The 13,796-nt window shown below is 40.7% G+C and carries 12 protein-coding genes and 2 pseudogenes; 2 read left to right on the top strand and 12 right to left on the bottom strand.

Annotated features, from left to right (window positions below; genetic code table 11):
• Positions 1–108: 108 nt before the first annotated feature.
• The 3 genes and pseudogenes from hpf to B3473_RS01610 all read right to left on the bottom strand — a co-directional run bounded on the left by hpf (position 109) and on the right by B3473_RS01610 (position 2,698).
• Entirely contained in the window at positions 109–657 is a 549-nt protein-coding gene (hpf, locus tag B3473_RS01620) for a ribosome hibernation-promoting factor, HPF/YfiA family (RefSeq protein WP_154454632.1), read from the bottom strand.
• Between the two features lie 80 nt (positions 658–737).
• Positions 738–1,400 (bottom strand): annotated as a pseudogene (locus tag B3473_RS01615) (ComF family protein).
• Positions 1,400–2,698: pseudogene (locus B3473_RS01610) on the bottom strand (DEAD/DEAH box helicase). The pseudogenes B3473_RS01615 and B3473_RS01610 overlap by 1 nt, the downstream one beginning before the upstream one ends.
• Before the next feature lie 55 nt (positions 2,699–2,753).
• Between B3473_RS01610 and B3473_RS01605 the strand changes: the two are divergent.
• Positions 2,754–3,380, top strand: coding sequence for a YigZ family protein (locus B3473_RS01605; RefSeq protein ID WP_154454633.1), 627 nt, complete (start codon positions 2,754–2,756; stop codon positions 3,378–3,380).
• Between the two features lie 98 nt (positions 3,381–3,478).
• Positions 3,479–4,408 (top strand): cysteine synthase A, encoded by a 930-nt coding sequence (cysK, locus tag B3473_RS01600; RefSeq protein WP_154454634.1) that lies wholly within the window; start codon positions 3,479–3,481, stop codon positions 4,406–4,408.
• A gap of 86 nt (positions 4,409–4,494) precedes the next feature.
• Here cysK and B3473_RS01595 read toward each other — a convergent pair whose 3' ends face one another.
• From B3473_RS01595 to fmt, 9 genes are all read right to left on the bottom strand, one after another.
• The gene (locus B3473_RS01595; RefSeq protein WP_154454635.1) at positions 4,495–4,854 is read right to left on the bottom strand and encodes a S1 RNA-binding domain-containing protein; all 360 of its coding nucleotides are present in this window, start codon (positions 4,852–4,854) and stop codon (positions 4,495–4,497) included.
• Positions 4,851–6,254 (bottom strand): bifunctional Cof-type HAD-IIB family hydrolase/peptidylprolyl isomerase, encoded by a 1,404-nt coding sequence (locus B3473_RS01590; protein WP_154454636.1) that lies wholly within the window; start codon positions 6,252–6,254, stop codon positions 4,851–4,853. Before B3473_RS01590 ends, B3473_RS01595 begins: the two co-directional genes overlap by 4 nt.
• Before the next feature lie 80 nt (positions 6,255–6,334).
• Positions 6,335–6,979 carry a response regulator transcription factor gene (locus B3473_RS01585; protein WP_154454637.1) on the bottom strand — a complete coding sequence of 215 codons (645 nt, stop codon included), beginning with the start codon at positions 6,977–6,979 and terminating at the stop codon, positions 6,335–6,337.
• Complete coding sequence (locus B3473_RS01580) at positions 6,963–7,985, bottom strand: sensor histidine kinase (RefSeq protein ID WP_167829266.1); 1,023 nt, start codon at positions 7,983–7,985, stop codon at positions 6,963–6,965. The genes B3473_RS01585 and B3473_RS01580 overlap by 17 nt, the downstream gene beginning before the upstream one ends.
• Positions 7,982–8,674, bottom strand: coding sequence for a cell wall-active antibiotics response protein LiaF (gene liaF / locus B3473_RS01575; protein ID WP_154454638.1), 693 nt, complete (start codon positions 8,672–8,674; stop codon positions 7,982–7,984). Before liaF ends, B3473_RS01580 begins: the two co-directional genes overlap by 4 nt.
• Before the next feature lie 142 nt (positions 8,675–8,816).
• Positions 8,817–10,757: a Stk1 family PASTA domain-containing Ser/Thr kinase gene (gene pknB, locus B3473_RS01570; RefSeq protein ID WP_235280521.1), complete on the bottom strand. Its 1,941-nt coding sequence runs from the start codon at positions 10,755–10,757 to the stop codon at positions 8,817–8,819.
• The gene (locus B3473_RS01565) at positions 10,757–11,494 is read right to left on the bottom strand and encodes a Stp1/IreP family PP2C-type Ser/Thr phosphatase (RefSeq protein ID WP_154454640.1); all 738 of its coding nucleotides are present in this window, start codon (positions 11,492–11,494) and stop codon (positions 10,757–10,759) included. The genes pknB and B3473_RS01565 overlap by 1 nt, the downstream gene beginning before the upstream one ends.
• Positions 11,495–11,531: 37 nt before the next feature.
• Complete coding sequence (rsmB, locus tag B3473_RS01560) at positions 11,532–12,854, bottom strand: 16S rRNA (cytosine(967)-C(5))-methyltransferase RsmB (RefSeq protein WP_154454641.1); 1,323 nt, start codon at positions 12,852–12,854, stop codon at positions 11,532–11,534.
• Positions 12,844–13,779 (bottom strand): methionyl-tRNA formyltransferase, encoded by a 936-nt coding sequence (gene fmt / locus B3473_RS01555; RefSeq protein WP_154454642.1) that lies wholly within the window; start codon positions 13,777–13,779, stop codon positions 12,844–12,846. Before fmt ends, rsmB begins: the two co-directional genes overlap by 11 nt.
• Positions 13,780–13,796: the final 17 nt, after the last annotated feature.

Below are 13,796 nucleotides of genomic sequence, written 5' to 3'. Positions count from 1 at the left end.
AGCTTATTCAGTATACTAAATACCTTTTCCTTTGTCAACACTTTTTTAAAATAAAAAATACTCCCAAGTTCTAAGGAAGGCATGAACTTGAGAGTATTTTCTAATTCATTATTTTGCTTCGATTAGTCCAACTTGTCCATCTTCACGACGGTAAAGAACGTTTGTTGTTGCATCTTCTGCGTCAGTGTAAATGAAGAAGTCATGTCCTAAAAGGTCCATTTGAAGAAGCGCTTCATCAATATCCATAGGCTTCAAGCTAACATGTTTTGTACGAACCACTTTTGCTGCTGGTTCTTCTTCGACAGTTTCAGCTTCAAATTCGCTTGTGAAAATATAACTTGTTGGCAATTTTTCACGGTGTTTTTTCGCAATTTTAGTTTTGTTTTTACGAATTTGACGTTCAATTTTGTCTGTTACCAAGTCAATAGAGCCGTACATATCTTGTGAAACATCTTCTGCTCTTAGCATAATAGAATCGACTAAGATGGTCACTTCAACTTTTGCAGTTTTTTCACGGTAAACTTTGAGGTTTACACGCGCGTCCAAAGTTTGTTCGGCATAAAAATATTTCTCAATTTTTCCGAGCTTTGATTCGACATAGTTACGGATAGAGTCAGTTACTTCAATGTTCTCTCCACGAATACTATATTTAATCATAGGCCACCTCTTTCTTGCTTTAAAAAAGCGCTTTCTTTTTATAACTCTATTATACTGCTTTCATGAAAATTTGCAAGTGTTTACCGTGCAATACTAAAACTTTTTACATTTTTAACGCCTGCCTGATGCAATAAATCGTAAATGCCTTTGAGAGTTGCGCCTGTTGTGTAAATATCATCAACAATGAGGACTCGCTCTGGCAATGATTTTTGGCTTTTTATGGTAAAAGGATTTTGACTTTTTAGACGCTCATGTCTGTTTTTATCTGACTGTTTTTGAACATCTGTCTTTTCTAAAATATCTTGATAAGACAGTCCGGCACTATCTAAAAAGGCGGTAACTTGGTTAAATTGCCTATCTCTTAGCCGCTCTGGGCTAAGAGGAACTGGCACTAAGGTGTAATCTTTGTAGTATTTCAGATGATTTTTAATTGGTTTAGCTAAAACTTGACTTAGTACCATATCTCCTTGAAACTTGTATTTGGAAAAATAGTCTTTCATAAATGCATTATAGGTAAAAAGGGCTTCGTGTTGAACCTGATGGTCTTATTTTTTCCACTCATGACAATCTAAGCAGGTCCTTATCTCACCTTTTCGAAAACAGGTTGGGCAATGTGAATCCCCAATTTTTTCAAAGCTATTTTGGCAAGTCGAACAGACACCGTCACTGTCTTTTGCCATTAAGATAATGTTTAAAAACCGTTCTGTTTCTGAAAATACCTGACGGCATAGCAAACATTCCACTAAAAACCACCTCTTTTATTCATTTCTTTAATTTCAGCAATTGCCTTAGTCATTGGTTTCGTAATGCCTTCATGTAAAAATAATAGTGCGCCTGTCGGACGCTCCTTGGCACGACCGACACGCCCAGAAATTTGCACGAGGGCACTTTTGGTGTATAGGCGATGGTGGACTAGCATAACAAAAACGTCCACACAAGGAAAGGTCACCCCTCGCTCCAAAATCGTTGTTGTCACTAAAATCGATAACTCTTGCTGCCTAAATTGATTGACGATTTCCAAACGGTTTTCCGTCTGACTGGACACAAAAGCGATATTTTCGTGTGGCAAATACGTTTTTAAAATCTTTGTAAATACCTGACCTTGTGCGATATTTGGAAAAAAGATGAGTAAGGGATACTTAGTCTGACGCTGTTTTGTCAAGATTTTCATGAAGGCTCTAAGAAGTTGGCCTTTTTGCATGTGCTTTAAAACACCACTCAGCCAAATGTTTTTGGGAACGACGAGAGGATTCGCATGAAATCGTCTAGGTAAATGCAGCTTAGCTAATTTACCGCTTTGCACCTGTTTGTCCAACTGGTCTGTGGAGGTGGCTGTGAGGTAAATCTTGCTCCCCTCTTTTTTGAGCGATTGCTCGACTGCGTGATACAACATATGATTATCCACAAAGGGAAAGGCGTCCACTTCATCAATAATCAACAAATCAAAGGCTTGATAGAATTTCAATAATTGATGAGTTGTTGAAATCACTAGTGGAGCACGTTGGTATTTTTCGGATCCTCCATACAGCAAACTAATCTTACAAGCAAAATCTTGTGACAGACGCTTGTACAATTCAAGGCATACATCAATTCGAGGGCTGGCTAATCCAACACAACCACCATTAGCAATCACGGTCGCAATAGCGTGGTAAATCATCTCTGTCTTACCTGCCCCTGTTACGGCATGGACCAATAAATCTTTTTTAGCCGCGATAGCTTTCAACATGCCTTGCGATATATTTTCTTGATAAGGGGTTAATTGACCCTTCCAAACCAAAACATCTTCTTTTGGAAATGGCTTTTGTGGGAAATAATACAAGGACTGCTGATTTGTATTTCATCCAAAAACCAGACATTCTCGACAATACAAGGCTCCTGTTTGTAATTGGTAATTCGAGAAAACCTTGCTGCCACAACGACAACACTCTGCATGAGTCTTGTGATCTATCATAGCGGGAAGAGCCTTAGCCTGCTTTTTTAAGGCATCTGTTAATTGTTCTGAAGTAAATAATCTTCCATAATAGTATTCTAATGAGTTCATACTTCTTTATTCGAAAATTTTTGCCAAATAGTCTAAAATTTTGTAGAATTTGGGTATGAACTATAAAACCATTAAAAACGACGGAATTTGTGAAGAAGACATTAAAAAATCACGCTTTATTTGCCAATTGAAACGGATTAGCACTGAGGACGAGGGGCGTCAATTTATCGCGGAGGTCAAAAAAGAACACTACAAAGCCACGCACTCGTGCTCGGCTATGATTGTTGGGGAAGATGCGCTTATCAAACGTTCGAGTGACGATGGAGAGCCCAGCGGAACAGCTGGTGTTCCTATGTTGACCGTATTGGAAAAACAAGGATTAACCAATGTGGTTGCTGTTGTGACACGGTATTTTGGTGGTATTAAGCTGGGAGCTGGTGGGCTGATTCGGGCTTATTCAGGAAGTGTAGCCAATGCTTTAAAAGAGATTGGAATTGTAGAAGTCAAAGAGCAAGAAGGCCTTAAAATCACGCTGACTTATCCACAATACCAAGTTTTTGCTAACTTTTTGCAAGCAGAAAACCTTCAAGAATGCGACACCACTTTTCTTGAGCAGGTTACCACTTTTATTTACCTCGACGCTGATGCTGTCGAAGACGTCAGCCAACGACTCATTGAATTTTACCAAGGAAAAGTCACTTTCCAAAAAGAAGGGGCTAAAATTGTGGAGGTTGACCTGTGATAGCCTATTCTTATCACTTTGATAAAAAATAGGTATTTTACAAATGGGGCTATTGGGATTATACTTTGTCTATCAATTTATCAACGAGGGGTGGTTACATGTCACATATTTATAACTCGATTACAGAATTAGTTGGAAAAACACCGATTGTTAAACTCAATCGCATTGTCCCTGAGGATGCTGCAGATGTTTACATCAAATTAGAAGCTTTTAATCCAGGGTCATCAGTCAAAGATCGCATTGCCTTGCGCATGATTGAGGACGCTGAAAAGAAAGGTATCATCAAACCTGGTGATACTATTGTTGAACCAACATCTGGTAATACTGGGATTGGATTGACTTGGGTTGGCTCTGCTAAAGGCTACAAGGTTATCATCGTCATGCCTGAAACCATGAGTATTGAACGCCGAAAAATCATTCGAGCTTATGGGGCTGAATTGGTCTTGACACCTGGTAGCGAAGGGATGAAAGGTGCCATTGAAAAAGCCAAGGAAATCGCCAAAGAAAAAGGGGCTTGGTTGCCACTCCAATTTGCCAATCCTTCTAATCCTGCGGTTCATGAGGAAACAACAGGTGCTGAAATCATTGACAGCTTTGGCCCAACTGGCTTAGATGCTTTTGTTGCTGGTGTGGGAACTGGTGGAACCATAACAGGAGTTTCACACGCCCTCAAAAAAGCCAACCCTAATGTCAAAGTCTATGCCGTTGAGGCAGATGAGTCGGCCGTCCTTTCAGGTGAAAAACCTGGTCCGCACAAAATTCAAGGGATTTCAGCTGGCTTTATTCCAGAAACTCTTGATGTCAAGGCTTATGATGACATTATTCGAGTGACTTCTGACGACGCCATCGCGACAAGCAGACAATTGGGTAGTCAAGAAGGCTTCCTTGCTGGTATTTCTTCTGGTGCTGCTATTTACGCTGCTATTGAAAAAGCCAAAGAACTGGGCAAAGGCAAAAAAGTTCTCGCTCTACTTCCAGATAATGGCGAACGCTACCTCTCAACAACTTTGTACGATTTTAACGATTAATAGCTTGAACTTGCCATTTACAGCTTCTCTCTATATAAACCAAAAACACCGCGCTAGAGCTTTAAGCTTACTAGCACGGTGTTTTTTTAGTCTTCTTTAGATAAGGTTTTCAAACTTTCTTCAATCCAAATGGGCAAGTGCTGCTCTAAAGGTTCAAAGCCGATTTTATAGTGACTGTTTGAAAAACGATGGTGGCGATGGCCGTAGTTTTTGCCTTCTTCGAGCGTACGAAGCGATAGGCTCACTTTTTTGGTGTATTCGTCAAAATCCACCACCTGAACCAAGACCTGCTCACCGATTTTGAGAAATTGATGGATATTATCCACATATCCTGACTTGATTTCTGAAATGTGAATCAGACCTGTCGTCCCATTATCTAAGGCAACAAAGGCACCATAAGGTTTTATACCTGTTATTGTTCCAGTGAGTTTGTCACCAATTTTCATTCATCCACTACCTCAATTGTTTCGATGACAACATCTTCAACCGGGCGGTCTTGAGCTCCTGTCTCAACATTGGCAATCTCATCCAATACTTTGTATGAAGCGTCATCCATAATTTGTCCAAAGACAGTGTGGCGACGGTCAAGGTGTGGTGTCCCACCTTTAGCAGCATACAATTCAGCGATTGGTTTTGGCCAGCCACCGCGTTCCAATTCTTTTTGAGCATATGGAATTTTGCTATTTTGAACGATGAAGAATTGGCTACCGTTAGTGTTTGGGCCAGCATTGGCCATTGAAAGAGCACCACGAACATTGTAAAGTTCTTCTGAAAATTCATCTTCAAAGCTATCGCCATAGATAGATTGGCCACCCATACCAGTACCTGTTGGGTCACCACCTTGAATCATGAATTCAGGAATAATACGGTGGAAAATGATGCCATCATAATAACCGTCTTTTGCCAAAGCAACAAAGTTAGCTACGGTTTTTGGAGCGTGTTCTGGGAAGAGTTTCATCTTCATATCCCCATGATTTGTTTTAATAATTGCTACTGGACCTTCAACGTTTTCAAGATCAACTTGTGGAAAATGTAATTGTTTTTCTACCAAACCGAATTCCTCCAAGGCATATAAAATGCCATCTTCTTCTACTGTTTTTGTGACAAAGTCAGCTTTTTCTTTGAGTTCAGGGACGGCATTTCCCATTGCTACAGTCAAGCCAACATAGTCAAATATTTCCATGTCATTTGGTCCATCGCCAAACATCATGGCATTTAGAGGTTTCCAATTGTTCTTTTCAAGAACATGAGCCACCCCTGAGGCTTTTGAAATGTCTTTTTGAACGACATCAGATGAATGCTCATGCCAAGGCACTAGACGAATTTGTGACGCTAACTCTTCTGGCAATTGCAATTGGTCATTGCGCTCAGAAAACGTCCACATATGGTAAACATCATTAGTGAGGTAAAAATCAGAGTCAACGTCGCAAATGCCATAAACAGGTTCCAAAGCATTGTCAACTAGGTCGCAACGTTTGGATACCACAGGCTTGTCCTTACCTGCAAAACCGTACTCGATACCTTCTGATTTTGCCCATTCAACGTATTTGGCAACAATATCGCGTGGCAATGGGTTATTTACAATCTCTTGCCCTTTTTTATCAACAACGTAAGTCCCGTTAATAGTGACAAAATAATCAGGCTCCAAGGCTTTGATTTCTGGAACCACACCATAAAGAGCACGTCCTGAAGCAATTCCTGTCAAAATACCTTTGTCTTTTAGGCTTTTAAACACGTATTGAATAGACTCTGGCATATACCCTGTCGCTTTGACACGCAAGGTATCGTCAATATCAAAAAAGACAATTTTTACTTTTTTGGCTTTGTATTTTAGCTTTGCATCCATCTTATCACTGCGGAAAGAGTTTCTAAGCTTTCTCTTTCCATCTCCTTTCTAAATGAGACAAGTACCCTTTTATTATACCATTATTCGTCATCTTGAGGAACTAAATGATGTTTAAAGGCATAAACAACCGCTTGGGTACGGTCATCAACATCTAGTTTAGATAGGATATTAGAAACGTGGGTTTTGACGGTTTTTAAGGAAATAAACAATTCATCAGCAATGGTTTGATTGTCATAACCTTTAGCCAAAAGCCTTAGAATATCACGTTCCCTACCAGTCAAATCTTCATGCAATTCTCTAATGTGGTCGTGATTTTTGATTTTTTTATCCACTTCGGTTTCAATAGCTAAATCCCCACGCGCCACTTTTTGAATAGCATTTAGAATTTCAGCCGCGCTAGACGTTTTTAGCATATAACCCTTCGCTCCTGCATTAATGACGGGGTAAACTTTTTCATTATCCAAGTAAGACGTTAGCACGAGAATCTTTGCTTTTTTCCATTTTTTTAAGAGGGTCAAGGTTGCTTCAACCCCATCCATTTCAGGCATCACCAAGTCCATTACCACCACATCGGGTTTTAGGTCTAAAGCTAGGTCAATCCCTTCCTTACCATTGCTGGCCTCGCCAATCACCTCAACATCTGGTTGCAAATCCAAAAAACTTTTCAAGCCTAAACGCACCATCTCGTGGTCATCTACTAAAATCACACTAATCTTCTGGGTCATTCTTCTTCTCGCTTTTTCCTCCTACTAGGGGAAGACGAATGTCCATCGAAACCCCTTTTCCTTTTTGACTTAGCAATGTCAGCGTCCCAGCCATGTCATCCACACGTTCTTCAATATTGTTTAACCCATAACTCAATTCACGGTTGGCGTCCATATCAAATCCCACACCGTTATCCACCATTTTGAGCTGAAATTCCGTCGCCGTCTGATTGAGGTAAACTTCCAAACGACTAGCTTTAGCGTGTTTCAAGGTGTTGCTGATAAATTCCTGAGCAATTCGAAAGACATTGTCTTCTATTTTTTTAGGCAATGAGCCAATATGTTTTTTATAAACAACCTCTATATTACTCTTATCTGTTAATTCTTTCAATAGGATATCAAAACCTTCTGAAAGAGTTTTATTTTCTAACTCAGTAGGACGCAAATGCATCAGCAAAATCCGTAGGTCTTTTTGGGCATTTTGCAACATATTTTCCACAGCTGACAGTTGGACAGCAACTTGTTTTTGCTCAATTTGAGGCAAATTCATCGACAAGCCCGACAAAATCATAGACGAGGCAAATAATTCTTGGCTCACGGTGTCATGTAAATCACGCGCAATCCGCTTTCTTTCTTGCTCCACGATTTCCTGACTGCTTTGGATACGACTGTTTTCTGTATTTTGTAAACTAGTCGTCAAATGCCGCATTTTGTTTGAAAGGCGTAACAGATTGGTGTTGATTTCTGTATCTTCATCCAAATCCAGTGGTTGGTTGTTTAAAATACGACGTAAATTTTGATTGACGCCTCGCTTGCTATTATCATCCATAATCACCCACAGCAGCAACAACAAAATGGTCACGGCGAGAATTAAAAAGACAATGGAGAAAAGGAATTTCCTAGCAACCCAAAAATTGGTAAGAACTTGCCGCAAATGAATGCAAAGGCTGTCTAGCACTACGGCAACAATCGAAATGATGATAATACTTGCATACAAGATAAATAGCAAAAAATAATGTTTTTTCACTTGCGAACCACCTCAATATCTCCAGCCAATGTGCTCACAATGATTTTAACCACCTTGAGAGCTTCCTCGTCTTCGTGCCATAATTTCAAGGATTCATTTCGCAAATCGTATTCCTCAAAATCAAAATAGCGGACACTACCATAAATAGCAGCCGTTTCCAACTTAACAGACACATCAATTGGGACAAGGATTTTAGTTGGTCCATAAATCTTGCGAATGATCACGACATTATTCTTGCCCGTCACAATAACCCTGCTCAAATCAATCGTGTCACTTCCTGTCAGACGGATGATATTGATATCATCAAAGGCGTAAAAATCACTGTCATGCGTGTGCGAGCCTATCCACTGGCTCCGAATGGGCTTAGCTTTTAAATCTTCTTCACGAAATCGGATCAAAGCGTAGCGATTTTTCTTCTTCACTTGGGAAAAATGATTGATAACCACATAAACAACCCCCAGCACAATAGCCATGATAATGTAGGGATTCAACATCAAAATCAAAAACAAAAGCACCAGGCCAATGGTCAATAAAAAATTATGGCGTTGGTCTTGATTGTAAAAGCGAAGAGCCATTAAAATCAAAACAAGAATCAAAATGAAGCTAGATAGATTATTAGACATGATGGTCAGCAGCCCCATCACCAATAGTACGGTTTCGACAACGAGGAAAAATTGAACTTTGCGCATTACTATCCCTTTCTTTTTCTGTCATTTTATCAAAAACTATTTAAAAAATCAGCTGCCAGCAGCTAAGACCAGAAAAACGATGAACCGCTTTTAAACGCAAAAAAGAAGGTGCGAAACCTTCTTTTTTGTTTATTATTTACTTCTAGTTTTCGCTACTTTCTGGCACCGAACTATTATCCACAGTAGTGTCGCTTGATGACGTTGCTGGTGTTTCTGTGCCACTACTGCTACTTGATGAAGATGATGACGGAACCGAACTTGACGCTTTTGATTTAGACGTTTCTGTCGTTGGCGCAGACGGTGTGGTTGGTGTCACTTCTTCATCTGCTGAGAAGTAAAGGGTAACACTGTCATCAAGTTGGTTACCATAGTAAGGCGTTTGAGAAACAACCGTTGCAGAAGCCGACGGTGCAGGTACTTGGCTATAATTGCTTGTTCCTGACGTTGCTTGGTAAACGGTTATATGCGAACTAGGAATACCCAAAGCATTCAAAGCCGCCACAGCTTCTGAATAAGTGTAACCAACTAGATTTGGCATCACAACGGTATCTTCCTCAGCTACTTTAAAGGTAATTTTCTTATCGCCTTTTGGATTAAAGGTTGAGCCTTCGCTCGGACTTTGACTGATAATAGTACCTTCAGGATAATCAGAAGTCGTCACTTTTTCAACTGTGATTTGAGATTCTGACACACCGTGATTGTCAACCAAGTCTTTTATCGCCTCTTCGTAATCCTTACCTGAGTAGTCCTTGATCTTAAATCCAGCACTGCCTTTTGACACATAGATGTCAATAGCAGAGCCTTCTTTTTTGGCAGAACCAATTGTCGGGCTAGTCTTGATGACATGGTTTTTCTTAACCGTATCATTATTAACTTTGTGGATGGCACCAACCTCAAGTCCTGATTCTTCGATGGTTTTCTTGGCTTCTGATAAGCTTGTTTCAGCGACATCAGGCACTCTGACAGTCGATGGCGTTGTCAAGGTCAAATAAGTAAAGACCGCAACCACGATAGCCACAATAGCAATCAAAATCTTCATCAACGTTCCTGACATTCGACGCGATTTTTTTTGATGGCTCTTTTTCTTGTTTTGTGGTGGTACTTCCTCAATGTCCTTGCCTTCTTTTTCCTTGGCAGATTTTTGCTTTTGCAATAGCTGATCGGTTGTTGATGGCACTGAAGTAGTTGTGGTTACTTTTGGTAACGGTTTGGCACTTTCAGTGTCCTCAAAAACAAGCTTAGGCTCGCGACTGCGGTTATAAGAAAGGGCAGTCATCAAATCACGGCTCATTTCATACGTTGACGCATAACGGTCACTGAGACGCTTGGCAGTTGCCTTAATAACCACATTTTCCAAGGCTTGAGGGACATTTTTATTCTCAGCAATAATCGATGGAAGAGGCTTTTGGAAATGTTGCAAAGCAATGGTCACGGCTGAATCCCCATCATAAGGAATGTGACCTGTCAACATTTCAAACAACATAATCCCCATCGCATAAATATCACTTTGGACCGTCGCTTTTGAGCCACGCGCTTGCTCTGGTGACAAATAATGCACACTTCCCAACATGGAATTGGTTTGGGTCAAGCTTGTTTCCGCAAAGGCTACGGCAATACCAAAGTCCGTTACTTTAACCGTTCCGTCTTTGGTTAATAAGATATTTTGGGGTTTCAAATCACGGTGAACAATACCTTGTTGATGGGCTAGGGTCATGGCTGACAAGACTTCTTCCATGATTCTGACCACTTCATTATTAGCAAGCGGTGCGTTATCTTGGATGTATTTTTTCAAATCTGACCCATCAACATATTCCATTACTAGGAATTGCTGTCCGTCTTCTTCACCAATATCTCGGATGGAAACGATATTGGGATGATTAAGCTCTGCCATGGCACGGGCTTCTCGTTGGAAACGTGCTACGGCAATCTGATCTGTCTGATAATTGGTCCGAAGCACCTTGATAGCCACTTCTTCATTATCTAGAATTAAATCTTTTGCTAGATAAACATCCGCCATTCCTCCCCGTCCGATAGATTTAAGGATCCGATAACGACCAGCAAACAACTTGCCAATCTGAATCATTAAACTTCCTCACTTTCAACGTGGATTAAAGCAATAGTGATGTTATCAAGTCCTCCTCTATCATTAGCAAGACTAACGAGCTCTTTATTTTTTTCATCAAGGTTCTTATCTTGATTCAAAATTTCAACGATTTCGTCGTTGGTAATCATATTGGTTAAACCGTCACTATTGATAATCAAATAATCATTTTCTTCTAACATCTGAACACCAAGGTCTGGTTCAACAGGATTAGCTTGTCCAATTGATTGTGTGATGATATTTTTTTGTGGGTGATTAGCCGCTTCTTCTTCTGTTAATTGACCAGCTTTCACCAATTCATTAACCAAAGAATGGTCACTTGTTAAAAGTTGATATTCTCCATGACGCAAAAGGCCAATACGCGAATCGCCCACGTGTGCATAAATCACGTTGTTATCGACAATCGCTAGGGCTTCAACAGTTGTTCCCATGCCTTTGAACTCATCTGTCTGACCAAGTTCGTAAACTTTTTTGTTCTCATTTTCTAATGAAACCAAGAACCAATCACGAATTTGGCTCAATTCGGTATAATCCGTATTCACCCATTCACGTCCAAGATCGGTAACGGTCATTTCACTAGCAATATTACCTGCACGATGACCACCCATACCATCTGCTAAAATGACTAAGGTAATACCCTGTTTGTTATCAAATTTATTAATAAAATCCTGATTGTTTGAACGTTTTTGTCCGATATCAGTTACAAGTGAAATTTTCATAGTTTTTCCTCTGACTGTGTCAGTTTCCTCCTTGAAGTTACAAGATACGTCTGACCTGTCCTATAAAGAACCCGTCGGTATGATATTGCTCTGGAGTGATGACTAAGCAACCATTTTTAACAATATCGTCTTGCGTATGACTCAGGTTTACTTGCTCAAAATTTGGATGAGTGTCTAAAAATTTGCGAATAACTTGAACATTTTCCTCATCAAAAATCGTACAAGTACTATAAGTTATTATACCACCTTTACGCAAGGTTTGACAAACGCTATCAAGTATTTGCAGCTGAATTTCTTGCAAAGCGGTGAAATCTTGATTGTCTTTGTTGTATTTGATATCCGGTTTTCGACGAATCAGCCCAATACCTGAGCAAGGGGCGTCGACTAAGATTTTATCAAAAGAATCTTCTGCAAAATGCTCATGTACTTTAGTCGCATCTAGTTTTTGCGTTGTGATTTTATCAGCAACGTGAAGGCGCTCGGCATTTTCCATGACCAGTTGTAATTTGTGGTCATACAAGTCAAGTGCTGTGATATGGCCATTGTTGAGGTAAGAGGCCATGTGGGTTGTTTTGCCACCTGGTGCCGCACAAGCATCTAAAATCGTTTCATCGCCTTGAATGGCAAGCGTTGGGGCAACTAACTGGCTGGATTCGTCCTGAATGGTAATATCTCCGTCTGCGAAGTAGCTTGTCCCAGCAAAATGCCCTGATGTTTTTACCAATCCAACAGGAGACAAAAGAGAATTTTCCGCGCCTGTGGCTGCCTTAATCTCAGGCAATTTTTCTGGATTTGTCACACGAATGCTGGCTTTATTGCGGACAAAGAGGCTCTGCATAATAGCCAAAGCTCGCTTCTCACCAAATTGGTCAATTAGCTTTTTAACTAGCCACACGGGTAAAGAATATTGCACCGAATAGCGTTTGTTTTTTCGCTTAATATCTGCTGGTTTGGGCAGTTCTTCTTGAGCAAGGCGACGCAAAACAGCATTAACCAATTTCTCCGCACCTTTTTGGTGGCTGCGTTTTTTGGCAATGGTCACCGCATCATTAACCACCGCGTGCGCAGGCATTTTATCCAAATACAAGAGTTGGTAAAGGCTCAGCATCAAGAGATCGTACACCCAAGGTTCTAGCTCATCGCGGTCTTTGATATAATGCGCTAGGTACCATTCCAACGTGATTTTGCGCGCGACAGTGCCATAGACAATCTCCGTCACCAACGCTTTATCTTTAGGTGATAGCGTGCTTTGCTTGAGTTCTTGATTGAGGGCAATGTTAGAATAAGCCCCGTCCTCAAAGACATTTTCTAAAACGTGTAAGGCTACGCCGCGTGCTTGTTGTTTCCAATCATTCGCCAATAACGTCACCTACCTCAAGTTTGCGTCCGACACCATTTAGAAAATCCACAATGCTCATGCGTGGTTTTCCAGCTGGTTGCACTGTTTTCAGCGCAATAGCACCATCACTAGTGGCCACTACCAATGATTTTTTACCTTTTTCAATGATTTCACCTGGTTTGCCTTGCCCTTGAGCTATACTTGCCTCGTAAATCTTGAAACGTTTGCCGTCAAGCAAAGTATGGGCCACGGGCCATGGATTCAAACCACGAATATGATTGAAAACATCACGCGCTGGTCGATGCCAATCAATGCGTTCTTCTTCTGGGGTAATATTAGGTGAAAAGGTTGCTTGGCTACTGTCTTGTGGCTCAGGGGTGATATTACCTGCAATGTAATCAGGGAGGGTTCTCAACAACAAATCACGGCCTAAAATCGCCAATTTGTCAAACATAGTCCCCACATTATCCTCATCGGTAATCGATGTTGCATCCTTGGCAATCATGTCACCAGCATCCATTCCTTTAACCATTTCCATAATGGTCACGCCAGCTTCTTTGTCACCATTGATAATGGCATAATGAATAGGTGCACCGCCACGGTATTTTGGCAATAGCGATGCGTGAACATTCACCGCAAAATCAACAGAATCCAACAATTTCGTTGGTAAAAATTGCCCAAAAGCAGCCGTCACAATACCATCAGCTCCCAAAGTCATCAGCTCAGCCATTTCTTCTGAACCTGATAATTTTTCAGGCTGATAAACAGGGAGGTTGTGAGCTAGGGCGACTTCCTTAACAGGGGTCATTTTGATTTCCTTTTTGCGCCCAACAGCGCGGTCTGGCTGGGTCACAACTGCTAGGATATTGTAGGCCTTATCAGCTAACAAACCTTCTAAAACGGTCGCTGAAAAATCAGGCGTTCCCATAAAAATAATATTTGTCATGTTTTTTCCTCTCACAA

Source organism: Streptococcus sp. UBA632 (assembly GCF_002300045.1).
GTDB classification, from domain to species: domain Bacteria; phylum Bacillota; class Bacilli; order Lactobacillales; family Streptococcaceae; genus Streptococcus; species Streptococcus alactolyticus.
This window is presented reverse-complemented; position numbering and strand designations above follow the sequence as displayed.